General features: G+C 65.8%; 24 protein-coding genes. 3 read left to right on the forward strand and 21 right to left on the reverse strand.

Features of this window, described 5'->3' with window-relative positions; translation table 11 throughout:
• Positions 1-25 precede the first annotated feature (25 nt).
• The 11 genes from kynU to ACP156_RS16500 form a co-directional block, all read right to left on the reverse strand.
• On the reverse strand, positions 26-1,216 hold the full coding sequence (gene kynU, locus ACP156_RS16450) for a kynureninase (protein ID WP_425052444.1): 1,191 nt from the start codon (positions 1,214-1,216) through the stop codon (positions 26-28).
• Positions 1,217-1,256: 40 nt separating this feature from the next.
• Positions 1,257-2,015 carry an SDR family NAD(P)-dependent oxidoreductase gene (locus ACP156_RS16455; protein ID WP_425052445.1) on the reverse strand — a complete coding sequence of 253 codons (759 nt, stop codon included), beginning with the start codon at positions 2,013-2,015 and terminating at the stop codon, positions 1,257-1,259.
• A gap of 65 nt (positions 2,016-2,080) precedes the next feature.
• A complete protein-coding gene (locus ACP156_RS16460) occupies positions 2,081-3,361 on the reverse strand; it encodes a DUF3422 family protein (RefSeq protein ID WP_425052446.1) in 1,281 nt (426 codons plus the stop codon).
• A 181-nt stretch (positions 3,362-3,542) separates the two neighbouring features.
• The gene (locus ACP156_RS16465; RefSeq protein WP_425052447.1) at positions 3,543-4,712 is read right to left on the reverse strand and encodes a type III PLP-dependent enzyme; all 1,170 of its coding nucleotides are present in this window, start codon (positions 4,710-4,712) and stop codon (positions 3,543-3,545) included.
• A 636-nt stretch (positions 4,713-5,348) separates the two neighbouring features.
• Complete coding sequence (locus tag ACP156_RS16470; protein ID WP_425052448.1) at positions 5,349-6,806, reverse strand: NAD(P)(+) transhydrogenase (Re/Si-specific) subunit beta; 1,458 nt, start codon at positions 6,804-6,806, stop codon at positions 5,349-5,351.
• A gap of 15 nt (positions 6,807-6,821) precedes the next feature.
• A complete protein-coding gene (locus ACP156_RS16475; protein ID WP_425052449.1) occupies positions 6,822-8,396 on the reverse strand; it encodes a Re/Si-specific NAD(P)(+) transhydrogenase subunit alpha in 1,575 nt (524 codons plus the stop codon).
• Between the two features lie 278 nt (positions 8,397-8,674).
• Positions 8,675-9,658, reverse strand: a complete 984-nt coding sequence (locus ACP156_RS16480) for an ABC transporter permease (protein ID WP_425052450.1) — start codon at positions 9,656-9,658, stop codon at positions 8,675-8,677.
• On the reverse strand, positions 9,651-10,658 hold the full coding sequence (locus ACP156_RS16485) for an ABC transporter permease (RefSeq protein WP_425052451.1): 1,008 nt from the start codon (positions 10,656-10,658) through the stop codon (positions 9,651-9,653). The genes ACP156_RS16480 and ACP156_RS16485 overlap by 8 nt, the downstream gene beginning before the upstream one ends.
• Before the next feature lie 121 nt (positions 10,659-10,779).
• Complete coding sequence (locus ACP156_RS16490) at positions 10,780-12,486, reverse strand: peptide ABC transporter substrate-binding protein (protein ID WP_425052452.1); 1,707 nt, start codon at positions 12,484-12,486, stop codon at positions 10,780-10,782.
• Entirely contained in the window at positions 12,483-13,568 is a 1,086-nt protein-coding gene (locus ACP156_RS16495; protein ID WP_425052453.1) for an ABC transporter ATP-binding protein, read from the reverse strand. Before ACP156_RS16495 ends, ACP156_RS16490 begins: the two co-directional genes overlap by 4 nt.
• Complete coding sequence (locus ACP156_RS16500) at positions 13,561-14,565, reverse strand: ABC transporter ATP-binding protein (RefSeq protein ID WP_425052454.1); 1,005 nt, start codon at positions 14,563-14,565, stop codon at positions 13,561-13,563. Before ACP156_RS16500 ends, ACP156_RS16495 begins: the two co-directional genes overlap by 8 nt.
• A gap of 76 nt (positions 14,566-14,641) precedes the next feature.
• Between ACP156_RS16500 and ACP156_RS16505 the strand changes: the two genes are divergently transcribed.
• From ACP156_RS16505 to ACP156_RS16515, 3 genes are all read left to right on the forward strand, one after another.
• On the forward strand, positions 14,642-14,764 hold the full coding sequence (locus ACP156_RS16505) for a hypothetical protein (protein WP_425052455.1): 123 nt from the start codon (positions 14,642-14,644) through the stop codon (positions 14,762-14,764).
• 121 nt (positions 14,765-14,885) lie between these two features.
• Positions 14,886-16,049: a M20 aminoacylase family protein gene (locus ACP156_RS16510; RefSeq protein ID WP_425052456.1), complete on the forward strand. Its 1,164-nt coding sequence runs from the start codon at positions 14,886-14,888 to the stop codon at positions 16,047-16,049.
• 55 nt (positions 16,050-16,104) lie between these two features.
• Positions 16,105-16,905 carry a glycosyl transferase gene (locus ACP156_RS16515; protein ID WP_425052457.1) on the forward strand — a complete coding sequence of 267 codons (801 nt, stop codon included), beginning with the start codon at positions 16,105-16,107 and terminating at the stop codon, positions 16,903-16,905.
• A gap of 9 nt (positions 16,906-16,914) precedes the next feature.
• On the opposite strand, the gene ACP156_RS16520 is transcribed toward ACP156_RS16515, so the two are convergent.
• From ACP156_RS16520 to ACP156_RS16565, 10 genes are all read right to left on the reverse strand, one after another.
• The gene (locus tag ACP156_RS16520; protein WP_425052459.1) at positions 16,915-17,610 is read right to left on the reverse strand and encodes a M48 family metallopeptidase; all 696 of its coding nucleotides are present in this window, start codon (positions 17,608-17,610) and stop codon (positions 16,915-16,917) included.
• A gap of 46 nt (positions 17,611-17,656) precedes the next feature.
• Complete coding sequence (locus ACP156_RS16525; RefSeq protein WP_425052460.1) at positions 17,657-18,247, reverse strand: GNAT family N-acetyltransferase; 591 nt, start codon at positions 18,245-18,247, stop codon at positions 17,657-17,659.
• Positions 18,235-19,398, reverse strand: coding sequence for a cytochrome P450 (locus ACP156_RS16530; RefSeq protein ID WP_425052461.1), 1,164 nt, complete (start codon positions 19,396-19,398; stop codon positions 18,235-18,237). The genes ACP156_RS16525 and ACP156_RS16530 overlap by 13 nt, the downstream gene beginning before the upstream one ends.
• Positions 19,399-19,419: 21 nt before the next feature.
• A complete protein-coding gene (locus ACP156_RS16535) occupies positions 19,420-20,025 on the reverse strand; it encodes a DedA family protein (protein ID WP_425052462.1) in 606 nt (201 codons plus the stop codon).
• Complete coding sequence (locus ACP156_RS16540) at positions 20,022-20,402, reverse strand: hypothetical protein (RefSeq protein WP_425052463.1); 381 nt, start codon at positions 20,400-20,402, stop codon at positions 20,022-20,024. Before ACP156_RS16540 ends, ACP156_RS16535 begins: the two co-directional genes overlap by 4 nt.
• Before the next feature lie 60 nt (positions 20,403-20,462).
• On the reverse strand, positions 20,463-21,650 hold the full coding sequence (locus ACP156_RS16545) for a vWA domain-containing protein (RefSeq protein WP_425052464.1): 1,188 nt from the start codon (positions 21,648-21,650) through the stop codon (positions 20,463-20,465).
• On the reverse strand, positions 21,650-21,817 hold the full coding sequence (locus ACP156_RS16550) for a hypothetical protein (RefSeq protein ID WP_425052465.1): 168 nt from the start codon (positions 21,815-21,817) through the stop codon (positions 21,650-21,652). The genes ACP156_RS16545 and ACP156_RS16550 overlap by 1 nt, the downstream gene beginning before the upstream one ends.
• Before the next feature lie 2 nt (positions 21,818-21,819).
• Positions 21,820-23,196, reverse strand: a complete 1,377-nt coding sequence (locus ACP156_RS16555) for a DUF2927 domain-containing protein (RefSeq protein ID WP_425052466.1) — start codon at positions 23,194-23,196, stop codon at positions 21,820-21,822.
• A gap of 4 nt (positions 23,197-23,200) precedes the next feature.
• Complete coding sequence (locus ACP156_RS16560; RefSeq protein WP_425052467.1) at positions 23,201-23,653, reverse strand: N-acetyltransferase family protein; 453 nt, start codon at positions 23,651-23,653, stop codon at positions 23,201-23,203.
• A gap of 124 nt (positions 23,654-23,777) precedes the next feature.
• Positions 23,778-24,617, reverse strand: a complete 840-nt coding sequence (locus tag ACP156_RS16565; protein WP_425052468.1) for an AAA family ATPase — start codon at positions 24,615-24,617, stop codon at positions 23,778-23,780.
• Positions 24,618-24,691: the final 74 nt, after the last annotated feature.

Below are 24,691 nucleotides of genomic sequence, written 5' to 3' on the forward strand. Positions count from 1 at the left end.
TGCCCGTCGTCAGACCAGGCCGCGGTCAGGTCACCGCGGCGCGGCGCTTGAACTCTGGGCGGTCCCACGCCCGGCTATCGAGGATCCGCGCGAGCGTTTCGGCGGCGCGGTCGATCTCGTCCTCGCCGATATAAAGCGGAGTGATCCCGAAGCGCAGAATGTCCGGCGCGCGGAAGTCTCCGATCACACCGTCAGAGATCAGGGCCTGCATCACGGCATAGCCCTCGGGGTGGCGGAACGAGACCTGACTGCCGCGCGCATTGGCGTCGCGGGGGCTGGCGAGCGTCACCTCCGGGCAGCGGGACTCTACCGCCGCGATCAGTCGCTCGCTCAGTTCCATCGACCGCGCCCGCAGCACCTGCATGTCGACCTCGTCGAAGATGTCGAGCGCGGCGTCCAGCGCGGCCATCTGCAGCACCGGCGGGGTGCCGACGCGCATTCGGGCAATGCCGGGGCCGGGGCGATAATCGGGATCGAAGGCGAATGGCGCTTCGTGTCCCAGCCAGCCGGACAGCAGCGGCTCGACGTGCTGATGCTGCGGCGCGACGTAGACGAAAGCCGGCGCGCCGGGGCCGCCGTTCAGGAACTTGTAGGTGCAGCCGGCGGCGAAATCCGCACGGGCTCCGGTCAGGTCGACCGGCAGGGCGCCGGCGGAATGGGCGAGGTCCCAGATCGCCAGCGCTCCGGCGGCGTGAGCCTTGTCGGTCAGCGCCGCCATGTCGTGTTTGCGCCCGGTGCGGTAGTCGACTTCGGTCAGCATCAGTGCGGCAACGTCCTCGCCGATGTGCTGGGCGACGTTTTCGGGGTCCACGATGCGCAGTTCGTGCCCCTGACCCAGCGCCGACAGCAAGCCTTGCGCCATGTAAAGGTCGGACGGGAAATTGCCGCTGTCCGACAGCACGACTTTCCGGCCAGGACGCAGTTGCAGCGCGGCGGCAAGGCATTGGGTGACCTTCAGCGACAGGGTGTCGCCGGTGACGACGGTGCCTGGCGCAGCGCCGATCAGCCCGGCGATGCGATCACCCAGCCGTGCAGGCTGGTCCATCCACCCGGCGCGGTTCCACGCGGTGATCAGTTGCCCGCCCCATTCGCCGGTCACGGTCTGCGCCACCCGGTCGGCGGCGGCGCGGGGCAGGGGGCCAAGCGAATTGCCGTCGAGATAGACGATCCCCTCGGGCAGGTCGAAGCGGGCGCGGGTCGCGATGAAATCGGTCATGCGATGCGGCTTGCCGATGGAAGGGCGCGGATGCAAGCGGTCACAGTTCGCCGCCCGCGATGGCGATGGCCTGTCCGTTCATGCTGCCGGAGTTCGGGCCGCACAGGAACATCGCCGCTTCCGCGACCTCGGCCACTGTGACCAGCCGTTTATGCGGGTTGGCGCCGACCATCATCGCCAGCGCCTCTTCATCGGTCACGCCCGCGCGGTCGCGGATCGAGACCACGTTGCGGTCCACGATCTCGGTTTCGACATAGCCGGGACACAGGGCGTTGAACGTCAGCGGCCGGCCCGCATAGTCGGCGGCCAGCGATCGGATCAGACCGATCATGGCGTGTTTCGAGGCGCTGTAGGCCGGCGCGCCGCGCAGGCCCTTCAGTCCCGCCATGGAAGACACCGCGATCACCCGGCCCCAGTCGAGGCCGGACATGGTTTCCAGCGCCTCGCGGATCGTCAGAAACGCGCCGTCAAGATTGATGCCCATCATCCGGCGCCAGAACGCGAGGTCGGTTTTCCGCAGCGACCGGCCTTCGGCGATCCCCGCGTTCGCGACATGGATCGCGATGGGGCCGCGGGCGTCCACCGCCTTGGCGAACCCGTCCCGGACAGAGACTTCGTCGCTGACATCCATCACCAGCGGGAACAGCCCGGCGGTCGTCTTCGCCGCGTCCTCCAGCGGACCAGCGCGGCGGCCGCAGATCGTGACCCGTGCGCCATGCGCGGCCAGTTCTCGCGCGATCCCAAGGCCGATCCCGGTGCCGCCACCGGTGATCAGCGCATGCTTGCCCTGTAGGTGCATTGCCTGTCCTCTCCGTCCTCCCGTGTCCGCCGATCCTATGCAGGTGCGGGCCGGGCGCAAGGCGGTCAGTGCAGGCGCTTGCGGATCCGGCGGACCATCAGGAACACGGCGCCCACCACGACGGGCACAAGGATTGCGGTCAGCAGACCTTTCGACATCCCCAGCGGGTCGGCGAGGGGGTACAGCGCGTAGGCGGCAAGGCTGACCGCATAGTAGCTGATCGCCACAACCGACAGCCCCTCGACCGTTTCCTGCAATCGCAACTGGACCTGTGCGCGGCTGTCCATCGACTCGAGCAGTTTCTGGTTCTGTGCCGACCGCTCGACATCCACCCGGGTGCGCAGCAACTCTGCTGCCCGCGCCGCACGCTCGGCCATCGAATGCACCTGCGCCTCGGTGGCGCGCACCGTGCGCATCGCGGGGTCGAACCGCCGGGCCATGAACTCGTTGAAGGTCTGCCGGTTCTCGAACCGCTCTTCGCGCAGCACGCGGATGCGGTCGACGACCAGCGAACTGTAAGCGCCGGTGGCCGAGAAGCGGAAGCCGGACTGCGAGGCAAGACGCTCCAGCTCTGCGGTGATCTGGAGGAGTTCGCCCAGCGTGTCCTCTGCCGGTTGCGCCTGCATCGCCATCACCTCGGTCAGCGCGTTCAGGCGACCGTCGAGGGTCCCGAGTTGCGGCGACAGGCTGCGGGCGCGCGACAGGCCCAGCATCGACATCGACTTGTAGGTCTCGATCTCGCAGATCCGCTGCAGGATCCGACCGCAGCGCGCGGGGCCGGTATCGGGCTTCGGAAAGACCGCGAACCGCATGTGGCCGGCGCTGTCGATCCGGAAGTCGCCCGCCATGATTGCCGCGCCGTCGAGGATCTCGCTGGCTGCAAGGCTTTCGGTCACGAACCAGTCCGCAAGCTTGTCGACCACTGTCTGCTGCGATTCGAAAGGTTCGAACCGGATGAAGGCCGATGTGATCCGGGTGCCGGGGGCGTCGTCGAGCCAGTCGTCGGGGAAAACGCCGAATGCCGCCTTGTCGAAGGGACGTCCTTCCACCCCGTCGACTATGGCGGTGTAGGTCACGAACTCGGTGTGGCTTTCCCACTTCAGCCGGAACGCGCCGAGATCCCCGAAGTAATGCGTCGCGCCGGGCTTTGGGTGTTGTGCGCCAAAGCGATCCAGCAGCGCGACCAGATGCGCGAGGTCATGTGCCCGGTCGCGGTTCGCAGCGTCCTGCGGGCGCTTGATTGCCATGTAAACGGCATGCGACGGGGTCTTCAGGGTCGGGAAGGGCCGGGCGTGAAGCTCGTTGGCGAGCGGGTAGCGAAGCGGGTGGTCCTGGATCGGGCTCATGTCGTTCGGGTCCGTGCGTTTCCGTCCGACCCTACGGCCTGCGCCGCGCGGCGCAAAAGCCTTTCCGCACCCCTGCGGCGTTTCGTTCCCGGGAAAGCAAAAGGGCCTGCCCCTCCTCCTTTGGGGCAGACCCTTTGGGCCGGCGCGTGGGCCGGCCCGGTATCGTGTCAGGCGCGGGGCCTTACAGGACCAGAACGTCCAGCGGCGGGAAGCCGTTGAACCCGACCGACGAATAGCTCGAGGTGTAGGCGCCGGCGTTGCGGATCACGATCCGGTCGCCCGAACGCAGCCCCATCGGCAGTGCCACGGGGCGCTTCTCGTACAGAACGTCGGCCGAGTCGCAGGACGGACCGGCCAGGATGCACGGGCCCACCGCCTCGCCGTCGTGCGGCGTGACGAACTGGTAGCGGATCGCCTCGTCGATGGTTTCGGCGAGACCCGAGAATTTGCCGATGTCGAGGTAGACCCAGCGGTGCAGGTCGTCGCCAGACTTGCGCGACACCAGCATGACTTCGCATGCGATCGCACCGCATTCGGCCACCAGTCCACGGCCGGGCTCGGCCATGATGCGGGCGCCGGGGAAACGGGCTTCGACCATGCGGCGGACTTCCGCGGCATAGGCGGCGGGCGCCTCGACCGGTTCGCCGTAGAACGCGGGGAAACCGCCGCCGATGTTGATCAGCGTGAGGTCGTGGCCCGCGGCTTTCGCATCGGCCCAGACGCCTGCGACGTAGTCCAGCACGCCGGTCCACATATTGGCGCGGCGGGTTTGCGAGCCGACGTGGAACGACAGGCCCACCGGCTCCAGACCCAGCGATTTCGCGTAGGCGCACAGCTCGATCGCCATGTCACGGTCGCTGCCGAACTTGCGCGACAGCGGCCAGTCGGCCTGCGGGTTGTCGACCAGAAGGCGCAGGTAGACCATCGCGCCCGGCGCATGCTCGGCGATCTTCTCCAGTTCTTCCGCCGCATCGGCGGCGAACAGGCGGATGCCGGCGGAATGCGCGAAGGCGATGTCCGAGGCACGCTTCACGGTGTTGCCGAACGAGATCTGCTCGGGGCGGGCGCCCTGGCTGAGGCAGAGTTCGATCTCGCCACGCGACGCCGCATCGAAGTTCGAACCTTCGGCGACCAGCCGCGCGATGATCTCGCGGGCGGGGTTCGCTTTGACGGCGTAGTGGATGTGGGTCTGACCAAGCCCCGATTTCAGCGCGTGAAAGCGCTCGGCCACCGCGTCGGTGTCCAGCACCAGGGTCGGGTGGTCGAAGTGGTTGTCGGCGATGAAGCGCTCGACACGGGTGGGCAGGGATACGGGTACGGACGGCAGGGCGCCGTCGAACAGCATCGTCATGGTCATCTCCAATAGACCCGGCCATATATGACCGCTCAGTTCCAAGGGAGACGTTACCGTCGCTACGTAAACGCGGGCGTGCGATGCTGCGTGCCGGCCAGAGGCGCGTGCGTTGGCGTCTTGAGCGCGCATATGAGGCCGATGTGCGATTCACGCAAGAGGATTTTTCGTTGCAATGGAAGTTTCTTTCGCGCTTCGGCGGCACAGCGCCGAAGTGATTTGGATGTAAGGACTTTTCCCCAGTGGCAGGTTGCCTTGCGTCGGAAAGAGCACAACTGGTGCGGATGCGGAGCGCTCTTCCGGGGTGTCGGGCCGCTTAGGCAGGCAAATCGATACAGGCGCGGCGAAGTAGCGTGTCACAAGTGACGATTTCCAGGCACGGCTTAACGGCTGTTTTACCATTCTAAGTCAGTCTGAAACGGATCCGCCGTCGGCTTCTCCGCGCCCGTTGCCTCTCGCGCAGCGGGACCTGTCCTGCGCGGATCTTTCCGATTTCAAAGGGCAGAGCAGCCACGGGCGCAGCGAAACATCCCGCCCCTAAAACGGGGCGGAATGTCTCGGGTCCGGATGAACCGGGCCATGCGCGTGATGTAGGGAAAAGGGGTGAACGGGCGGTTAACTCCGCCCGTTCCGGGATCAGTCGATCTTCGGCAGCAGGCTGTCGATCGACGCCTTCGCGTCGCCGTAGAACATCCGCGTGTTGTCCTTGAAGAACAGCGGATTCTCGATCCCGGAATAGCCGGTGCCCTGACCGCGCTTGGACACGAACACCTGCTTGGCTTTCCAGACCTCCAGCACCGGCATCCCCGCGATGGGCGAGTTGGGATCGTCCTGCGCCGCCGGGTTCACGATGTCGTTCGAGCCGATCACGATCACCACGTCCGTGTCGGGGAAATCGTCGTTGATCTCCTCCATCTCCAGCACGATGTCGTAGGGCACCTTGGCTTCGGCCAGCAGCACGTTCATGTGGCCGGGCAGGCGACCAGCGACGGGGTGGATGGCGAAGCGCACCTCCTTGCCCGCGGCCCGCAGCTTGCGGGTGAGTTCGCTGACCGACTGCTGCGCCTGCGCCACCGCCATACCGTAGCCGGGCACGATGATCACGCTGTCCGCCTCGTTCAGGGCATTGGCGACACCGTCGGCGTCGATCGCGATCTGCTCGCCCTCGATCTCCTGCGCCGGGCCCGCCGTGCCGCCGAAGCCGCCGAGGATCACCGATACGAAGTGCCGGTTCATCGCCTTGCACATGATGTAGGACAGGATCGCACCGGACGAGCCCACCAGCGCGCCGGTGACGATCAGCAGGTCGTTGCCCAGCGTGAAACCGATCGCGGCGGCGGCCCAGCCCGAGTAGCTGTTCAGCATGGATACGACCACCGGCATGTCGGCGCCGCCGATGCCCATGATCAGATGCCAGCCGATGAAACCCGCGATGATCGCCATCAGCACCATGGTCCAGGCGCCGGCGCCGTTCCAGTACATCAGGCCGAGGATCAGGCAAAGCAGGGCGGCGCCCGCGTTCAGCATGTGGCCGCCGGGCAGCTTCTCGGGCTTGCCGTCGATCTTGCCCGCAAGCTTGCCGAAGGCGACGACAGAGCCGGTGAAGGTCACCGCGCCGATGAAGATGCCAAGGAAGACCTCGACCTTCAGGATCGCGATCTCGGTCGCATCCTTGTGCCACAGCGTCTCGCCGAAACCGGTGATGTCCTTGGCGGCGACCAGCGCGTGCAGGTCCGCGCCCGCCGCTTTCAGATCGTTGACCGCGTTCAGCATCACGTCGGCGTTCAGGCCGATGAACACGGCGGCCAGGCCTACGAACGAGTGCAGCGCCGCCACCAGCTGGGGCATTTCGGTCATCTGCACGCGGCCCGCAACCACGGCGCCCGCGACGGCACCCGCGGCGACCGCGACGAGGATCAGGAAGACATTCGACACGCCCGGACCGAAGATCGTGGCGACCATCGCAAGGAACATCCCCGCGATGCCGTACCAGATCGCCCGCTTGGCGCTTTCCTGGTTGGACAGGCCCCCGAGGGCCAGGATGAAGAGAATGGAGGCCGCAATGTACACGGCCGAAACGAAACCGGCAGACATGGTCTTGCTACCTCTTTACGACTTCTGGAACATGGCGAGCATCCGGCGCGTGACCAGGAAGCCGCCGACGATGTTGATCGAAGCGATCAGCACCGCGATGAAACTGAGCAGCACCACCAGCCAGCTCGACGCGCCGATCTGCAACAGCGCCCCGACCACGATGATGCCCGAGATCGCGTTGGTGATCGCCATCAGCGGCGTGTGCAGCGCGTGGCTGACGTTCCAGATAACCTGGAAACCGACGAAGCAGGCCAGCGCGAAGACGATAAAGTGCGACATGAAGCTGGCGGGCGCGAAGGAGCCGATCAGCATCAGGATCAGCGTGCCCACGGCAAGGTAGGTGACCTGCGTCTTGGTCGCCTTCTTGAACGCGGCCAGTTCGGCGGCGCGCTTTTCTTCCGGCGTCAGTTCCTTCGCGGTTTCCTTTTTCGGCTGTGCCGCGATGGCCTTCACCTTGGGCGGCGGAGGCGGGAAGGTGATCTCGCCCTCGTAGGCCACCGTGGCGCCCCGGATCACGTCGTCTTCCATGTTGTGTACGACCGTGCCGTCCTTCTCGGGCGTCAGGTCGGTCATCATGTGGCGGACGTTGGTCGCGTAGAGCGTCGAGGACTGCGTCGCCATCCGGCTGGGGAAGTCGGTGTAACCGACGATGGTCACGCCGTTGTCGGTCACGAATTTCTCGTCCGGCACCGTCAGTTCGCAGTTGCCGCCGCGCTCGGCGGCGAGGTCGACGATGACCGAGCCGGGCTTCATCGCCTCGACCATGTCCTTGGTCCACAGAACCGGCGCGGCGCGGTTCGGGATCAGGGCGGTGGTGATGACGATGTCGACCTCGGGCGCCAGTTCGCGGAATTTCTCAAGCTGCTTCTCGCGGAACTCGGGGCTCGACGGCGCGGCATAGCCGCCGGTGGACGAGCCGTCCTGCTGCGCTTCCTCGAAGTCGAGATATACGAATTCGGCGCCCATCGATTCGATTTGTTCGGCAACCTCGGGGCGGACATCGAACGCGTAGGTGATGGCGCCCAGCGAGGTCGCGGTACCAATCGCGGCAAGACCCGCGACGCCGGCGCCGACGATCAGCACCTTGGCCGGCGGCACCTTGCCCGCGGCGGTCACCTGGCCGGTGAAGAAGCGGCCGAAGTTGTTGCCCGCCTCGATCACCGCGCGGTAGCCCGCGATGTTCGCCATGGACGACAGCGCGTCCATTTTCTGCGCGCGGCTGATGCGCGGCACCATGTCCATCGCGATGACGTTGGCGTTCTTGCCCTTCGCCTGCTCCAGCAGCGCCTCGTTGCTGCCGGGGTAGAAGAACGAGATCAGAAGCTGCCCCGGTTTGACCCGGTCCAGTTCGCCTTCGCTCGGCGGGCGGACCTTGGCGACGATATCGCAGCCGGACCAAAGCGCCTCGGCACTGTCCACCACGTCGACACCGGCGGCGGCATAGGCTTCGTCGGTGAAGCCCGCCTTGATACCGGCGCCGCTTTCGATGGCGCAGTCATATCCCAGTTTCTGCAGCTGGGCGGCGCTGTCGGGCGTCATCGCCACGCGCGCTTCGCCTTCGAAGATCTCTCTCGGCGTGCCTATCTTCAACTCGCTTCCCCTTGTCGCGGCTTGTCTCGGCCCGGTCGCCCGGGCCACGTCGAAAGGTGATATATCGCCGCGTAACTTTGCTCAAGCAAACAGAGGGGTTCGCGAAACACCGTTGCCCGGACGGATCGTCGCGGCGAACCGGGCGATGGCCCCGCCGCGCAACACGGGGCGTCTCCCGCGGGATACGTCAGGTCAGAAGAGGCAGGGCCTCAGGCGGGCCTTCTTTGGTCCGCAAATATCCCGGGGAGCGCGAGGGGCTGGCCCCTCGCTTCGCCATGTCAGCGGCCGCGGATGCGGGGGTCCAGCGCGTCGCGCAGCCCGTCGCCGATATAGTTCACGCTGAGCACGGTCAGCGAGATGGCAAGGCCGGGCCAGATCACCCGTTCGGGATACAGTTGCATCCGGTCGACGCTGTCGAACAGCAGGCGGCCCCAGGTCGGGAAGTCCGGCGGGAAGCCGAAACCAAGGAAGGACAGCGCGCTTTCGGTAATGATCGCGGTGGCGATGCCCAGCGTGGCCGACACCATGATCGGAGACAGGACGTTGGGCAGGATGTGGCGCGTGATCATCCGGCGCGAGGGCGTGCCGATGGACCGGCCCGCAAGGACGAACTCGCGCTCTTTCAGCGCAAGCACGTCGCCGCGTACGATCCGGGCCGTCTGCATCCACGAGGTGATGCCGATCAGCGAAACGATCAGGATGAACACGCCGCCCTCGGGACCGAAGGTTTTGGACAGCATGTCGCGGAACAAAAGCACCGCCACAAGCAGCAGCGGCAGCAGGGGCAGGGCAAGAAACAGGTCGGTAAACCGCATCAGCGGGCCGTCGAGGCGTTTGAAATAGCCTGCGATAACCCCGATCACGGTGCCGATCAGGATCGACAGGGCCATCGCGGTCAGGCCCACCGCGATCGAGACGCGGCCGCCGGCCAGCATGCGCGAAAGCGTGTCGCGGCCAAGCTGGTCGGTGCCCAACGGATGCGCCAGGGTCGGGCCCTGGTTCTTGGCGCGAATGTCGATGTAGGTCGGGTCGATGGTCCAGATATAGGGGCCAATCGTCACCGCCAGCAGGATCAGGATGAACACCGCCGCGCCGATCAGCGCGCCCCGGTGGCTTTTGAACTGGTCCCAGACATCCAGCCACTGGTTGCGCGGCGCGCGGTAGGTGCTGGCGGGGTCAAGCGCGGGAGCGGCCCCGGCGCCTGCCGGGTTCGCGGCCGGTTCGGCCGGCACGTCGTCGCGGCGGTCGTCGGTATCAGTCATAGCGGATTCTCGGGTCGAGGATGCCGTAAAGGACGTCGGCGATCAGGTTGAACAGCACGATCAGCACGGCGAAGATGAAGGTCAGCGTCTGGACCATCGGCATGTCGTTGGCCTGGATGGCGGTGATCAGCAACTGGCCGATCCCGTTCACCTTGAACACCTGCTCGGTGATGATGGCGCCGCCGAAGATCGAGGGGATGCCCAGCGCGATAACCGTGACCACGGGGATCATCGAGTTGCGCAGCACGTGCATCAGCACAACCGTGCTTTCGGTCATCCCCTTTGCGCGGGCGGTGCGGACATAGTCCTGCCCGAGATTGTCGAGCATCGACGCCCGCATAAAGCGGCTGATTTGCGAGGTGATCTGCAAAGCCAGCACCATCACCGGCATGATCATCTGCTTGAGCTGCACCACGAAGCTGTCCCAGTCGGTGACCCGGTGAGTGGTGTCGTAGATCGACGGGAACCAGCCGAGGTTCACCGAGAAGATCACGATCACCAGAACGCCCGAGAAGAAGGGCGGGACCGAGAAGCCGACCATGGTGACGAAGGTGCCGGCCTGGTCGAACCAGGAATACTGTTTGTAGGCGGAATAGACGCCGATCGGGATCGCGATCAGCACCGCTACGACATAGGCCACGCCCACGACCCACAGGGTCTGCGGCAGGCGCTGGGCGACGATGTCCATCACGGGCGAACGGGTCTGCCACGAGATCACGCGCAGCTGGCCCTCGGCCAGCGAGGTGCCGAACATCGCGTCGATCAGGTTCATCGGTTCGATGACGAAGAACTGCCAGATCCATTTCAGGTAGCGGATGTGCACCGGCTCGCCCAGGCCGAGCGCCTGGCGCATCTTTTCCTTCACCTCGGGCGGCACGGTCAGCGGCACCTGCGCCATCGGGTCGCCGGGCGCCAGTTCCAGAAGCAGGAAGATGACCAGCGAGATCAGCAGCAGCGTCGGGATCGCAAGCAGAAGACGGCGGATCGTGAAGGTCAGCATCGACGGGCGATCCCTGGCGTGGCGGGCTGGCGACTCATGGTGCGGGCTCCTGCGCTCGGTTCGTTGGTGGGGATGCCCGCGCCGAAGGCGGGCATCCCGGTGTCATGTCAGGAAAACGGGCTTAGCCGTCGATCCGGTACCAGTCCTTGATGTTCCAGATCTCGGAATCCCAGTCGTTCATCATCACGCCGCCCAGCGAGTTGGCGTGCGCCGACGGGTTGCCGCGCCAGATCAGCGGGATGATCGAGTAGCTTTCCATCAGCATGTCGTTCATCTGCTTCACGATCGCGGCACGCGCGTCGATCCCGGCGGTCTTCGACAGCTCGTCGACCAGCGCGTCATACTCTTCCGAGCAGAAACGCTGGATGTTCGAGCCCTGCCACTGGCTGTCGGGGCCCGGAATCTCGGAGCAGCGCCAGTTTGCCATGTACGCCTCGGGGTCGACGCCCGCGAAGTTGTTGGTGTACATCTCGACGTCGGCGAAGAACTTCTGGAAGGTGTCGGGCGAGCCCGGGTCACCGCCGAAGAACACCGAGGCGTCGATGTTGCGCAGCTCGGTCTCGATGCCGATTTCTTCCCACCACTGCTTGACCAGCGCCTGCGTGTCCTGACGGACGGCGTTGGTCGAGGTCTGGTAGAGAACCGACAGCTTCACGCCGTCCTTGTCGCGGATGCCGTCACCGTCGGTGTCGGTCCAGCCGGCTTCTTCCAGCACCGCCTTGGCGCCCTCGATGTCCTGCACAAGGCAGCCATCGTTGGCGGTCGAGGCATAGACGGCCGGAGCCGGCAGCACGTTGCAGGTGGGCTGGCCACCGGCGCCGTAGCCGATCTCGACCAGCAGTTCGCGGTCGATGGCCATGGACATCGCCTTGCCGATCGCCGGATCCGTCAGGAACGGGTGCGGGTTGTCGACCGTGGCGCGGCCCTCGCCCAGCGACGGGTCGGGGTTGGTCTGGTTGACGTGGATCCGCTCGACCGAGGTGGCGAAGGCCGAAACGACGGTGCCAAGACCTTTGGCCTGCATCTCGTCCAGCAGCATCGGGTCAAGCTGCAGGTTCCACGCATAGTCGAACTCGCCGGTCTCCATGACCGAACGCGCCGCCGCAGCGGCGTCGCCGCCGCCCTTGAACACCACCGTGGCGAAGGCCGGCTTGTCGGCTTCGCGGAAGTTGGGGTTCATCTCCAGCGTGATCACGTCGTTCGGCTTGAACTCGGTGACCATGAACGGGCCGGTGCCGATCGGGTTGAAGTTGGCCTCGGTGCACTCGGGCGCCTTGGCGCCAAGGCAGTCGGCGAACTGGGCGGCCTGAATGATCGGGCTCTCCGAGCCGACGAAGGCGGTGTAGGGGAAGGGCTTGGCTTCGGTGAAGCTGACCTTGATAGTCAGGTCGTCCACCGCCTCGACCGACGACACGCCGTCGAAATACGAGCTTTGCGCGCAGCCGCCTTCGGGGTGGGTGCAGTATTCCCAGGTGAACACGGCGTCAGCCGCGGTCAGGGGCGTACCGTCCGACCAGACGATGCCTTCCTTCAGCGTCCAGGTGATCGACTTCAGGTCCTCGGCCACGCCGCCGTTTTCCAGCGTCGGGATGTCCGCGGCCAGCCACGGCACCATGTTGCCGTCCTGGTCGAACCGCACCAGCGGCTCGATGATCATCGAGGCGGATTCGACTTCCTTGGTGCCGCCCGACAGGAACGGGTTCAGGGTCGAAGGCGCCTGCCAGTAAATGATGTTGAGCTGGCCGTCGCTGCCGCGCTCGGCCATGGCCGAGACCGGTGCGAGGGCCGTCGCGGCGGCCGCGCCCAGCAATAATGTCCTGAGTTTCATGTATCCTCTCCTTGTTGGCTTTGCTCTTGCCTCTGTGCTGGCGCGGGTTGGCCCGCGTCCGTGGCTTGTTGTTGTTGCTGTTGTTGCGGTTGACCGTCCTGCAGGTGGCAGGCGGTGAAATGTCCGGGCGCGACCTCGCGGTACTCGGGTTCGGTCTGGCGGCAGATGTCCATCACCTGCGGGCAGCGGGTGCAGAAATTGCAGCCTTTCGGCGGGTTCGCGGGCGAGGGCACGTCGCCCTTCAGGATGATCCGTTCGGTCCGCGCCTCAAGCGATGGGTCCGGTTCCGGAACCGCCGACAAAAGCGCTTGCGTGTAGGGATGCAGCGGCGAGTCGTAGAGCGCATCGCGCGGCGCAAGCTCGACGATCTTGCCAAGGTACATCACCGCCACGCGGTCGGCGATGTGGCGCACCATCGACAGGTCGTGGCTGATGAACAGGTAGGTCAGGCCGAACTCTTCCTGCAAATCCTCGAGCAGGTTCACCACCTGCGCCTGAATCGACACGTCGAGCGCGGCGATGGGTTCATCGCAGACGATAAAGCGCGGGTTCAGCGCCAGCGCGCGGGCGATGCCGATGCGCTGCCGCTGGCCACCGGAAAACTCGTGCGGATAGCGGTTCGCGAAATCGCGGTTCAGACCCACGGCGTCCATCAGGTGATAGACCCGGTTCAGCTTGTCCTTCTTCGACTGCCGCGTGTGCTCGTCGAGCGGCTCGCCGATGATCGACGCCACTGTCATCCGGGGGTTCAGCGAGGCCTGCGGGTCCTGAAACACCATCTGCATCTTGGGCCGTACCTTGCGCAGGTGTTCGGCCGACCAGTCGGCGATGTTCTCGCCCTCGATCTTCACCGCGCCATCCGTCACTTCGTACAGCCGCAGCACCGCGCGGCCGCAGGTGGACTTGCCACAGCCGGATTCCCCCACCAGACCCAGCGTCTCGCCTTCGTGGATGTCGAAGCTGACCCCGTCCACGGCCTTCACTTCGCCCACCCGGCGGCGCAACACGCCACCGTAGATCGGGAAGTGCATTTTCAGGTCGTAGACCTCGACCAGCTTGTTCGGCGGCGTCCCGTCAGGCATCGCGGGGTCCTCCGGTCGCGGGGTTCCAGAAACAGGCGGCGTCGTGCAGCGGGCCGACCGGAATGCGCGGCGGGTTCTCGCGCTCGCACCGCTCGAAGCTGTGGGTGCAGCGGGCGCGGAACGGGCAGGCGGCGGGCGGCGCATCCAGCACCGGCGGCTGGCCCTCGATCACCCGCAGCCGCGCCTCGCGGGTGCCGTGCATCGCCGGAACGGTGCCAAGCAACGCGCGCGTGTAGGGATGCTGCGGATTGCCGAACAGTTCCTTGACCGGCGCGTGTTCGACGATCTGTCCGCCGTACATCACCATCACCCGGTCGGCGATGCCGGCGATGACGCCAAGGTCGTGCGTGATCCAGACGATGGCCATCCCCAGCTTCTGACGCAGCTCTTTCACCAGTTCGAGGATCTGCGCCTGAATTGTCACGTCCAGCGCCGTGGTCGGTTCGTCCGCGATCAGGACCTCGGGGTCGCAGGCCAGCGCGATGGCGATCATCACCCGCTGCCGCATCCCGCCCGAAAACTGGTGCGGATAGTCCTTCAGCCGCCGACCGGCATCGGGGATGCCCACAAGTTCCAAAAGCTCCTGCGCCCGAGCCCGCGCCGCCTTCTTGTTCAGCCCCATGTGCTTTCGCAAAGGCTCCATCAGCTGATAGCCGACCGTGAACACCGGGTTCAGCGAGGTCATCGGATCCTGAAACACGAACCCGATCCGTGCGCCCCGGATCGAGCGCAGCGTGTCCTCGTCGGCTTTCAGAAGATCGTTGTCACCGAACAGGACCTGTCCGTCGCGGACCTCGGCCGGCGGCGAGGGCAGAAGCCCGATCAGCGACATCATCGTCACCGATTTGCCGGATCCGCTCTCTCCGACCACACCCAGCAGTTCGCCGGGTTTGAGATCGAAGCTTACCGAGTTTACCGCATGCACCTCGCCACGGCGGGTGCGGAAAACGGTTTTCAGGTCCCGTACGTCAAGTACCGGCAGCTGCCCGTCGGGCATGCAGAACTCCCCTGTCATTGTCGGCTTTCGCCGCCCGGGTCGTTTCGCCCGGCATTTGTTAAGGCGGGACGTTAGCATGAAAAAAGCACCCCGCAACCATTTGTTCGGCGATGCAGGCGCGGCGGCTTTGGGTGCCTTTGCGTCGCATCGTTCTGCGCTGCAGCAGCATGCAACCTGCCGCGTGGGACGCGTCAATTAAGGGCATTCGCCGAAGTGCCGTGACGTTTTCACCGGCTGGGATCGGCGTGGAACGCGCAGCGGGGCTTGAGACTGATGGCGTTCTGCCCCACGTTCTTTCCATCCAGACGCCAGGAGGACCGATGCCCGTCAAGAACCGTTTCGCAGAGCTGCTGCCCGAGATCACCGAGTGGCGCCGCGACATTCACCGCCACCCCGAGATCCTGTTCGATACGCACCGCACCTCGGCGCTGGTGAAGGAAAAGCTCGAAGCTTTCGGCTGCGACGAGGTCGTGGGCGGAATCGGCCGCACCGGGGTCGTGGCGGTCATCAAGGGCAAGACCAATACCTCGGGCCGCACCATCGGCCTGCGCGCCGACATGGACGCGCTGCCGATCAACGAACAGACCGGCCTCGATTATGCGTCCGAGACGCCGGGCGCGATGCATGCCTGCGGCCATGACGGCCACACCGCCATGCTGCTGGGCGCGGCGAAGTACCTTGCCGAGACGCGCAATTTCGACGGCACCTGCGTTGTCATCTTCCAACCCGCCGAAGAGGGCGGCGGCGGCGGCCGCGAGATGTGCGACGACGGCATGATGGAACGCTGGTCGATCGACGAGGTCTACGGCATGCACAACTGGCCGGGCGTTCCCGCGGGCACGTTCGCGATCCGGCCCGGCGCCTTCTTCGCCGCCACCGACCAGTTCGAGATCACCGTGGAAGGCAAGGGCGGCCACGCCGCCAAGCCGCACGAGACGGTGGACAGCACCGTGGTCGCCAGCCATCTCGTGCTGGCGCTGCAAACCATCGCCAGCCGCAACGTCGATCCGACACAGCAGGTGGTGGTGTCGGTGACCTCGTTCGAGACCTCCTCGACCGCGTTCAACGTCATCCCGCAGCGTGTGACGTTGCGTGGTACGATCCGCACGCTGGACGAAGGCGTCCGTAAGCAGGCGGAAGAACGTCTGAAACACATCGCCACAAGCACCGCCGAAGTCTTTGGCGCGAAGGCGGACGTGCATTGGATCGAGGGCTACCCGGTCATGGCCAACACCGAGACCGAAACGGACTATGCAGCCGAAGTCGCGCGGAACGTGTCGGGCGAATGCGCCGACGCGCCGCTGGTGATGGGCGGCGAGGACTTCGCCTACATGCTGCTGGAACGTCCGGGCGCCTATATCCTTGTCGGCAACGGCGACACCGCCCCGGTGCACCATCCCGAGTACAACTTCAACGACGACGCGATCCCCGCCGGATGCTCGTGGTACGCGGGAATCGTCGAATCGCGGATGCCCGCGGCCTGATGCCTTTACCGTCCGCTCGGCCTCGCCTATGGCGGGGCCAGCGGAGAGGTGAGCGATGAAAGCTGCGACAGTCGTCTGCATCAAGTGGGGCACGGCCTTCGGCCCCGAATACGTGAACCGGCTTTATTCCGGGGTGCGTCGCAACCTGAAGGTTCCGATCCGGTTTCTGTGCATGACCGAGCACGCGGACGGGCTGCATCCCGATGTCGAGGTGCTGGACCTGCCGGTCGAACCCTTCCACGACGAGATGAACGCGGCGCTGGCGGTGGCGAACCGGCAGGGCGCGATGCGGAAGGTCTCGTTGTTCCGTCCCGGCCTGATCCCCGACCTGAAAGGGCCGGTGCTGGGCTTCGATCTGGACGTGGTGATCACCGGCCCGCTGGACGACATTCTACGCTACGAACCGGGCACCGTCGCGATGCGTGCCGACTGGGTCGAGGCGCGGCGCGGGCGGCCCACCGGGCATGGCTCGGTCTTCCGTTACGATCCCGCGCTGCACCCTTGGCTTTACGAACGTCTCGCGGCGAACCCGACCGCCGAGGTCGAGAAGGCGCGCGGCAGCGAACAGCGCTACACGTCGACGCTGGCGCAGGAGATGGACGCGTTTTCGTACATCCCGGACGAGTGGGTGGTCAGCTTCAAGCATGACTGCATCGGACTGCCGCCGGTGAACTGGCTGCGGCAGCCGAAACTGCCGCAGGACGCGCGCGTGGTGTGCTTCCACGGACGGCCCAAGATGCCCGAGGCGGTGGCGGGCTATCGCGGCTCGCTGTTGCGCTGGTCTCTGCCTTGCGACTGGCTGGAAGAGCACTGGATCACGAAAGCGGACGAGGATCTGGGCGGCGGCTGGGCCTGAGCCCGGCTGTCAGGTCCGGCCCACCGTGGCCCATTTCGCCTCGTTCTTCTCGATCGCGGCAATGCGGTCCGCGGTCTTCGGGTGACTCATGAACCACGCCGGCATCGCCCCTGCATTCGCGGCTGTCAGCCGGTCGAGCTTGCCGAACAGCGATTTCTGCGGCTCGGTGCCAATCCCGGATTTCACCAGCAAGGCAGAGGCATAGGCATCCGCCTCGTATTCGTCCGACCGCGACAGCCCGGCGGCGACAAGCCGGGTGATCGTGTTTGCGACAAGCACGCCGATTCCCGGCAAAAGGCGGCCCAGCAGCATGGCAAGTCCCATGCGCAGCGCGTTCTGGCCGGAAAAGTCGATCATCCGGCGACGCGAATGCCCAAGGGCGACATGCCCCAGTTCATGCGCGATGACCGTCGCCATCTCGTCGGCGTTCACCAGCCCCTCGCGGTATTTCCGAAAGAACCCGCGGGTGATGTAGATCCGCCCGTCCGGCGCGGCGAGGCCGTTGACCGGCTCGACCTCGTAGACATGCACCCGGATGCGAGGCAGGTCGAGCGCGGCGGCCATCCGGTCGCACAGGTTCTTCAATAGCGGGTCAGCCAGTTCGGTCGACTTCGCTTCGAGCTGCTTCGCCGTCCGCCACGCCGAAAAGCGGTACAGAACCAGTCCGTAGATCAGGGCGAGCAAGAGGGGCGTGAACTTCAGCATGGGCGGAATATGGGCGTGGCGCGGGGCGGGGGCAAGCAGGCTGCGATCACGTCAGGAACAGCCGCATCATCGGCTTCTCGGGCGCCTTGCGCTGCACCTCCTCGAAGCCCAGCCGCCGGAAGGTCGACGCAAGCCCAAGGTAGACGGCACTGGTGGATTTCCGGGCCTCGGTGTCGGTCGGATAGGCTTCGACCGCGCGCGCGCCATTTTCGCGGGCATGGCGGACGGCGGCGCGGGCAAGCTGCTCGGTCAGCCCTTGCCGCCGCCACTTCGCGCGGATGACGAAGCACGAGATCGACCAGACGCCGTCTGTCGGCAGGTCCGTCGAGAACAGGCGCGAGCGGGACAGGCCGGGCAGGGTATTGCGCGGCAGGATACGCACCCAGCCGACAGGTTCGTCGCCGACATAGCCCAGAAGACCCGGCGGTGGGCCATTGTCGACGATGTTGTGAAACGCGCCGCGGTTCTCCGCCCCGGCGCCGCCCTTCGAGCCGTCACGGAACGCGGCAGAGCCATCGGTGATCCAGTACATGCACCAGCACCCGCTTTGCCCGCTGCGCCCGAGGACGGTCTCGAAGTCCGCCCATCGCGCCGGGGTCAGCGCCCGGATGTCGAGGCGCGGGGTCAGACCGGCCACCCCACCGGCAGTTTCAGCGGGCCGCGGAAGGCCCAGCCAGCAAACGGCACCTCGCCGGTGATCCGAAGGCCGGGCAGGCGGTCGAACAGCATCGGCAGAGCGACCTCGGTGATCAGCGCCCGGCTTGCGGCGGCGCCCGCGCAGAAATGCGGGCCCGCACCGAAGGCAAGCGACGGGCCGGTATCGCGGGTGATGTCAAACCGGTCGGGGTCCGGGAACACCTGCGCGTCGCGGTTGCCCGATCCGAACATGAAGAACACCCGTTCTTCCGGCTCGAACCGCACCCCGTGGACCTCGTCCTCCTGCGCCACCCGGCGCGGCGACATCCCGATGGGAGAGATCCAGCGGGCGTATTCCTCGAACGCGTCGCGCCACGACGCCTCTCCGGTCAGGACCATCGCCAGTTGCTCTGGATGGGTGAGAAGCGCCCAAGCGGCCCCGGCGATGGCATCGCGGGGTTCGTTCTGCCCGCCTGAGATCGCCAGCTTCACGTTGGCGCGAACGCTGTCCATCGGCAGTCCGGCCTCAAGCTGAACCGACAGCAGCGACTTGTCCGGCGCGGCCCTCAGCGCCTCGACCCGCGCGTCGATATGGGCGTCGATAGAAGCGGTGCAATCGTGGCAGCGCGCCTCGACCTCCGGGTCGCCCGCGTAGTTGGCGATGCCGTCCATCATTCCCTGGCTCACGCGGTCCATCTCGCGCCAGTCCATGTTGGTGAGCCCGGTGATCACCTTAAGCGCCTCGGCCGACACCGGCATCGCGTAGTCGGCCACGAGATCGGCGGACCCCAGCGGCGCCAGCGCGTCCAGCACTCGCTGGGTCTGCGCGCGGAATTCGGCGGTCCAGCTGTCGCGGACGGTGCGGGGCGAGAAGGCGGGAAAGGTGGCGCGGCGCTCGGCAGCGTGCGCGTCGCCGTCCTTGCGCATCATGTTCTCGCCCATCAGTTCGGTCATCAGACCGCCCGGCTGGTGGCTGGAGAACACATCGATCCGTTTTTCCTGCGTGAAGATGTCGTCGCGGCGAACAAAAAGCGTCGCGCCAAGCTGTGGCACGTGCCACAGCGGTCCGCCGTCGCGCATCTCGGCAAGCGCGGGGTAGGGGTCTTGGGTGAAGGCGGCGAGGTCGATCTCGAAGACGGGTGCGGTGCTCATGCGCGGATCATGGCGCGCGGATCAGTCCTTGGGCAAGCGCCTGTCACGCCGCAGCGCGGCACGCAGCCACAGACCCAGCCCGATGGCGACGGCCCCGGCAGCCAGCGCGCCAGAGAAGTTGCCCGCCACCTGCGCCACCGCCGTGATGCTGTCCGAGAATGAATAGCCAAGCCCGACATAGATCGCGACCCACACCGCCTCGCCCGCGGCGCCCCACAACGCGAAGCGCAGCCAACGCATCCGGGTCGCGCCGGATACAAGGTTCATGTAGGGGCCCAGCGGCGACACGAGCCAGCGGCTGAAGAACACCCCCGGACCGCCGTGCCGTTCCGAGAAGGCGTGCGCGCGTTCCATCAACTCGGCGGCCTTGCCGCTTCGGGTCAGCCGTTCTCCCAGCCGCCCGCCGCCCCGTCCCAGCAGGAACCCGGCCTGATCGCCCAGCACCGCGCCGACCCACGCAAGCACGACGACCCACACAAGCGACAGGTCCCCCGCCGCCACGAAAGCGCCTGCGGTCAGCATGACCAGCGAAGAGGGGATCGGCATCGCGAGGCAGCTGAGAAACGTGGCCAGAGTCACGATCCACAGGCCGTAGACCGGCACAGCTGCAAGGATCGTCTCGATCATTCGGACGGGGCCATGTCGCGGTGGGTGGCGATGGCCGTCTCGATCCGGGCGATCAGGTCGGCGGTCGGCACGCCCTCTTCGCGCGCGATGCGGTCCAACGTCGGCTTTCCACCTTTCAGCTTCGGTTCGTCGCTGCCGATGGCGGCCTCCATCACCTCGCGCGGGACGTGCCACGAATGCGAGACGTAGGCCGGGGTCATCCAGCCCTCGATCCGTTGGTCGCGATGCGCCGGATCGGCCCAGTAGACGGCGAACATGGTGGAACGGACGGCGAAGACGAGGAACACCACAAGCGCCAGTCCGAAGGCTGGAAACAGCACCGGGTGGCGGCGCAGCGCAGACGCGAGGCGGCGCATCAGAGAGGGGTGGTCGGCCATGGGTCCAGATGACTCGGGAAGTCAGTTGTAGGCAAGTGCGCAGACGTCGCGGCGAGCGGGCTAGCGGCCCAGCGCCTTCATCCCGCGCTCGATTCCGTCCAGCGTCATCGGCACCATGCGGTCAGAGCCAAGGATCTGCTGGATGATGCGGATCGACTGGGTGTAGTCCCAGTGCGTCTCGCGCACCGGGTTGATCCACAAAAGCGACGGCCATTGAGCCAGCGCGCGGTCCAGCCAGACGCTTCCGGCCTCGGGGTTCCAGTGTTCGTTCGCGCCACCGGGATGCAGGATCTCGTAGGGCGACATGCTGGCGTCCCCGACGAAGATGCATTTGTAGTCCGAGCCGTAGGTATTCAGCACGTCCTGCGTCGGTGTCTGCGCGTTCCAGCGGCGGCGGTTGTCGCGCCAGACGCCCTCGTACAGACAATTGTGGAAGTAGAAATGCTCGAGGTGCTTGAACTCGGCCCGCGCCGCGCTGAACAGTTCCTCGACCACCTTCACATGCGGGTCCATTGACCCGCCGACGTCAAGAAACAGCAGCACCTTCACCGCGTTGCGCCGCTCGGGGCGGGTCTTCACGTCGAGATAGCCATGCTCGGCGGTGGCGCGGATCGTGCCGTTCAGGTCCAGCTCTTCCGCGGCCCCGTCGCGCGCCCATTTGCGCAGGCGCTTCAGAGCGACCTTGATGTTCCGGGTGCCGATCTCGACCTGATCGTCGAAGTCACGGAACTCGCGCTTGTCCCACACCTTGACCGCGCGGCCGTGGCGGCCCTTTTCCTGCCCGATCCGAACGCCTTCCGGATTGTATCCCTGCGCGCCGAACGGCGAGGTCCCGGCGGTGCCGATCCACTTCGAGCCCCCCTGATGCCGGCCTTCCTGTTCGGCCAGCCGTTCCTTCAGCGTCTCCATCAGCTTTTCGAACCCGCCAAGCGCCTCGATTTCGGCGCGCTCCTCGGGCGAGAGATGCTTTTCGGCCATCTTGCGGAGCCAGTCTTCGGGCAGGTCCATGGCCTCGACCATCGCCTCGATCGAGATCGAGTCCAGCCCCTCGAACGCGGCGGCGAAGGCACGGTCGAACCGGTCGAGATTGCGTTCGTCCTTCACCATCGCGGCGCGGGCGAGATAGTAGAAACCTTCGATGTCGTAGGTGACCAGCCCGGCCTGCATCCCTTCGAGGAAGGCAAGGTATTCCCGCAGGCTGACGGGCACGCCCGCGGTTTTCAGCCTGTCGAAGAAGGGAAGGAACATCAGCTCACGGTGCGCGCGACAATGATGGTGATCACGACGCCGACGAGTGTCATGGCGATGCCGAAGCCCGCCGCGTACTGCGCCATGTCCTTCTTGTTGCCGCCGTTCTTCCGCGCCGTGAGAATACCAAGCAATACCCCGAACACCGCGCTTGCAAGAACGATCATGACTAACCTGCTGCTTTCACCCGTGAACTCAGCGCAGCGATTTCCGAAAGCCGCGCCCGGACGGACTCGTCCGAACCGAACCCATATCGCGCCCAGCCAAGACTGTCACGACGTACCGCCTTTGCCTCGACGACACGACCCTGCACCTCTAGCGCTTCGGCCTTGATCATCAGAAGCGTCGACAGCAAGGCGGCGTTTTCGGCCTGCGCCACAACGCCGATGCTTTCGTCCACCATCTGGATCGCGGTGTCCGCCTGACCGGAACTCAGCGCGAAGGCGGCCAGTTGCATCGCCACATGGGCCGCCTGAAGCTGCGTCTCGGGTTTGGACTTGTACAGCACGCCCGCCTGCAGGAACGAGGCCAGCGCGATGTCGGCCTCTCCCGACAGGGCAAGACGACCCAGCGCGAACAGCGAAAACGCCATGCGGTTGTCGGTCCAGCCCTGCTCGCGGGCGATGTTCACCGCCCGCTTGGCGGCGGCCTGACGGCGCATGTCGCTGGTGCGGGGCCCAAGCGCCTCTTCGATGGCGTCGATCCACGCGCGCGGCGTGCGCGAGGGCAGGGCGTCCGCGACCTGCTGACCCCGCGGGTTCAGCTGGGCAAGGATCGCCGGCAGCCGCGCCGCCACCTGCTCGCGGGTCATCCCGGATTGCAGCGACGGATGGTAATAGGCGCGCAGGATCAGCATGTCGAAGCCGGTCAGCACGGTGTGGAAGTTGTCGTCGTTGAAGACGCTGTCGCCCAGCCGGTACAGGTCATTGAGCGGGCCCAGAGCCTGCGCCAGTTCCTCGTGCAGACAGTCGCGCGCCTCTTGCGGGCTGACATCGCCGGGCAGGAAGATCGACATGCGCTCGCGAGTCTGAAGGGTGGTCCAGTCGACGGCGTCGGTGCGGCGCAGGCGCTTGAACTCGGCCCAGCTGGACAGTCGCGGCACCACGAAACAGGCGGCCTGCGGCACGTATTTCTGCAACTCGCTGCGGGCCATCACTTCGATGGTGATCGACGCATCCTGATCCGGTGCGACCTGCGTGATAGAGATTCCGGCCTCGCGGCGCAGACGGCTCAGCAGGCGTGCAAGGTCGGGCCCGACGCTGGCGGGCGCGCGGCCCGTGACGCGGACCGAGATCGGCCCTTCGAACCGGGTCAGGACCGGCAGTTGCCGCCCGCTTTCCAGCGCGAAGGATAGGTCAAGGAAATCGCGGGCGATCGACGCGTTGGACCGGCCCGGCGGGCTGACCTGCGGCACGGCGAAGGTCTTCATCGGCGGTAGCGGCTCGGTCGTGGGAAGCGTGATCCGGCGCGTCGGAGTATCCGGCGGCGGCGGCGCACCACAGGCGGCAAGCGAAAGGGCGGCCAAAATCAGAAGGAGAATACGCATTGGCCTAAGCCCTGTTGTACTTGATGAATGGCGTGAGCGTGCCGATGCGGTCGTACAGCTGCCGCGCCTCGGCGTTGAACTCCTGCGTCAGCCAGTAGACCGTCGGCGACCCGGCCGCGTCGGCGGCGGCATAGACCGCTTCGATCAGCGCCCGTCCTATGCCGCGCCCGCGCACGTCGGGGTCGGCGTAAAGGTCCTGCAGGTAGCACACGTTCTCGGTTTTCCACATGTGACGGTGGTAAAGATAGTGCACCAGCCCGCACGGCTTGCCATCAACCACGGCGAGCAGACCATGGAAATCGTGCGGATCGTTGCCCAATAGCCGCGCGAAAGACGTGTCGTAGACCTCGGCCGGGACGCTGCTTTGGTAGAATGTCAGATAGGCTGTCCACAGCCTTTGCCATTCCTCGCGGTCTCCTGCCTCGACAGGACGGATCACGGGGCGGTTGGTCGTCATCTTTACTTGCCTCCGGGCAACGCGACATGCGCGCAACCCTTGCACTCATAGCTTGTCAAACCACGTCAATTCAATGTGACGCTGCGGCGGCAATAGGGCGCGGGCGGCGTAATTGAGAGGCGCTTCAGCGTCCGCCGCGCGCCATGAAGGCCAGCCGTTCGAACAGATGGACGTCCTGTTCGTTCTTCAGCAGCGCCCCGTGCAGCCGGGGCAGGGCGTCCTTGCCAGAGGCGCGCAGGTCCTCGGCGGTAAGGTCTTCGGCCAACAGCAGCTTCAGCCAGTCCAGCACTTCCGAGGTCGACGGCTTCTTCTTCAGCCCCGACATATCGCGAATCTCATAGAATCGGGTCAGAGCCGCGGTCAGAAGCGATTCCTTGATATTTGGAAAATGGACATCGACAATCTGGCGCATCGTTTCCAGATCGGGGAAACGGATGTAGTGGAAGAAACAGCGCCGCAGGAAGGCGTCGGGCAGTTCCTTCTCATTGTTCGAGGTGATGATCACGATCGGGCGTTGCTGCGCGCGCACGGTCTCGCCGGTCTCGTAGACGTGGAACTCCATCCGGTCGAGTTCCTGCAGCAGGTCGTTCGGAAACTCGATGTCGGCCTTGTCGATCTCGTCGATCAGCAGCACGCAGCGGCCCTCTGAAACGAAGGCGTCCCAAAGTTTTCCGCGGCGAATGTAATTACCCACATCGTTCACGCGTTCATCGCCCAACTGGCTGTCACGCAAGCGGGAAACGGCGTCGTACTCGTACAGGCCCTGCTGTGCGCGGGTCGTCGATTTGATGTGCCATTCGATGATCGGCAGACCCAGCGACGCGGCCACCTGCCGGGCCAGTTCGGTCTTGCCGGTTCCGGGCTCGCCCTTGACCAGCAGCGGACGCTCCAGCGTGACCGCCGCATTGACCGCAACCGTAAGGTCGGCTGTCGCTACGTAAGACTCGGTGCCCGTGAATTTCATATCGGATTTCAATCCGCTGAAGCCGGTTGTTCACGTTTCCTTACCTGTCGGCAACGGTTCGTGCAAGCGGGCGC

This window comes from Psychromarinibacter sp. S121 (assembly GCF_049801035.1).
Taxonomy (GTDB): domain Bacteria; phylum Pseudomonadota; class Alphaproteobacteria; order Rhodobacterales; family Rhodobacteraceae; genus Psychromarinibacter.

Coding starts and splice junctions, on each gene's coding strand:
- kynU (WP_425052444.1), bottom strand. CDS start 1,216: ATGACCGATTTCATCGCGACCCGCGCCCGCTTCGACCTGCCCGAGGGG.
- ACP156_RS16455 (WP_425052445.1), bottom strand. CDS start 2,015: ATGCACCTACAGGGCAAGCATGCGCTGATCACCGGTGGCGGCACCGGG.
- ACP156_RS16460 (WP_425052446.1), bottom strand. CDS start 3,361: ATGAGCCCGATCCAGGACCACCCGCTTCGCTACCCGCTCGCCAACGAG.
- ACP156_RS16465 (WP_425052447.1), bottom strand. CDS start 4,712: ATGACGATGCTGTTCGACGGCGCCCTGCCGTCCGTACCCGTATCCCTG.
- ACP156_RS16470 (WP_425052448.1), bottom strand. CDS start 6,806: ATGTCTGCCGGTTTCGTTTCGGCCGTGTACATTGCGGCCTCCATTCTC.
- ACP156_RS16480 (WP_425052450.1), bottom strand. CDS start 9,658: ATGACTGATACCGACGACCGCCGCGACGACGTGCCGGCCGAACCGGCC.
- ACP156_RS16485 (WP_425052451.1), bottom strand. CDS start 10,658: ATGCTGACCTTCACGATCCGCCGTCTTCTGCTTGCGATCCCGACGCTG.
- ACP156_RS16490 (WP_425052452.1), bottom strand. CDS start 12,486: ATGAAACTCAGGACATTATTGCTGGGCGCGGCCGCCGCGACGGCCCTC.
- ACP156_RS16495 (WP_425052453.1), bottom strand. CDS start 13,568: ATGCCTGACGGGACGCCGCCGAACAAGCTGGTCGAGGTCTACGACCTG.
- ACP156_RS16500 (WP_425052454.1), bottom strand. CDS start 14,565: ATGCCCGACGGGCAGCTGCCGGTACTTGACGTACGGGACCTGAAAACC.
- ACP156_RS16505 (WP_425052455.1), top strand. CDS start 14,642: ATGAAAAAAGCACCCCGCAACCATTTGTTCGGCGATGCAGGCGCGGCG.
- ACP156_RS16510 (WP_425052456.1), top strand. CDS start 14,886: ATGCCCGTCAAGAACCGTTTCGCAGAGCTGCTGCCCGAGATCACCGAG.
- ACP156_RS16515 (WP_425052457.1), top strand. CDS start 16,105: ATGAAAGCTGCGACAGTCGTCTGCATCAAGTGGGGCACGGCCTTCGGC.
- ACP156_RS16520 (WP_425052459.1), bottom strand. CDS start 17,610: ATGCTGAAGTTCACGCCCCTCTTGCTCGCCCTGATCTACGGACTGGTT.
- ACP156_RS16530 (WP_425052461.1), bottom strand. CDS start 19,398: ATGAGCACCGCACCCGTCTTCGAGATCGACCTCGCCGCCTTCACCCAA.
- ACP156_RS16535 (WP_425052462.1), bottom strand. CDS start 20,025: ATGATCGAGACGATCCTTGCAGCTGTGCCGGTCTACGGCCTGTGGATC.
- ACP156_RS16540 (WP_425052463.1), bottom strand. CDS start 20,402: ATGGCCGACCACCCCTCTCTGATGCGCCGCCTCGCGTCTGCGCTGCGC.
- ACP156_RS16545 (WP_425052464.1), bottom strand. CDS start 21,650: ATGTTCCTTCCCTTCTTCGACAGGCTGAAAACCGCGGGCGTGCCCGTC.
- ACP156_RS16550 (WP_425052465.1), bottom strand. CDS start 21,817: ATGATCGTTCTTGCAAGCGCGGTGTTCGGGGTATTGCTTGGTATTCTC.
- ACP156_RS16555 (WP_425052466.1), bottom strand. CDS start 23,196: ATGCGTATTCTCCTTCTGATTTTGGCCGCCCTTTCGCTTGCCGCCTGT.
- ACP156_RS16560 (WP_425052467.1), bottom strand. CDS start 23,653: ATGACGACCAACCGCCCCGTGATCCGTCCTGTCGAGGCAGGAGACCGC.
- ACP156_RS16565 (WP_425052468.1), bottom strand. CDS start 24,617: ATGAAATTCACGGGCACCGAGTCTTACGTAGCGACAGCCGACCTTACG.